The organism is Yoonia sp. (genome assembly GCF_042093035.1).
GTDB lineage: Bacteria > Pseudomonadota > Alphaproteobacteria > Rhodobacterales > Rhodobacteraceae > Yoonia.
Genome location: NZ_JBELFI010000181.1, coordinates 1 through 1,244, shown reverse-complemented (window position 1 = coordinate 1,244; position 1,244 = coordinate 1). Strand labels below are relative to the sequence as shown.

Here is a 1,244-nt window from a genome sequence, read left to right as displayed (position 1 = left end):
GGGCCCGACGATCTGGCCGCAATCCTCTATACCTCGGGCACGACGGGACGCTCCAAAGGGGCCATGCTGACGCATCGGGCGCTGGCGTCGAACGCGCAGACACTCAAAGACAGCTGGCACTTCAGCGCGGATGATGTCCTGATCCACGCCTTGCCGATTTTTCACACGCACGGCTTATTCGTTGCAACAAATATCACGCTTTTGGCCGGATCGTCCTGCATCTTCATGTCCAAGTTCGATGCCGATGACATCCTTGGTTACATGCCGGACGCCACGGTTTTGATGGGCGTGCCGACCTTTTATGTGCGCCTTCTTGAAACCGAAGGGCTGCGCAAGGCTTCAGTCAACATGCGTCTGTTCGTATCCGGCTCGGCTCCATTGCTGGCCGAAACACATGATCGCTGGCGCGATGTGACCGGACACGCGATTCTGGAGCGCTATGGGATGACCGAAACCAACATGAACACCTCGAACCCATATGACGGCGATAGACGCGCTGGAATGGTGGGGTTCCCCTTGCCAGGGGTTGAGGTGATCGTCACCGATCCGGCAACTGGCGCGCCCTTGCCGCAGGGTGAAATCGGCGTGCTGGAAGTGCGCGGGCCCAACGTATTTGCAGGCTATTGGAAGATGCCTGATAAAACTGCGGAAGAGTTGCGCGACAATGGGTTTTTCATCACTGGTGATCTTGGGCGCATCGACGCAGACGGTTATGTTCACATCGTTGGACGCGGAAAAGACCTGATCATCTCGGGCGGCTACAACATTTATCCCAAAGAGATCGAACTGGTGATCGACGATCTGCCGGGCGTCGTTGAAAGCGCGGTCATTGGTCTCCCGCACAAGGATTTTGGCGAAGCTGTCGTGGCGGTCATTGTCGCCCAGAATGGTGTCGAGATTTCAGCGCAAGACATCTCGAACTCGATCAAAGATAATCTGGCCCGCTTCAAACAACCCAAGCGCATCGAGTTTGTCCAAGCCCTGCCACGCAACGCCATGGGCAAAGTGCAGAAAAACGTTCTGCGCGATGCTTATGACGGGGTTTTCCAGTAAAGCGCGCCGACAAAGCTGATCGAACATTAAAATGAGAAATATGGAATTGGTATGACACAGCACAATACGGCTTTGGCTATTGCCGCCTTGAAAGACCTGCTAGGAGATCGTCTGTCCACCGGCGAGTCCATCCGGGAAATCCACGGCAGGGATGAGGCCTATTCCGAACCGGCTTTGCCGGACGCAGTCGC

At 55.8% G+C, this 1,244-nt stretch carries 1 protein-coding gene; it reads left to right on the top strand.

The window, feature by feature from the left end; genetic code table 11:
* On the top strand, positions 1-1,053 hold a 1,053-nt coding region (locus ACFDSS_RS14205), incomplete at its 5' end, for an AMP-binding protein (RefSeq protein WP_375256374.1).
* Positions 1,054-1,244 lie beyond the last annotated feature (191 nt).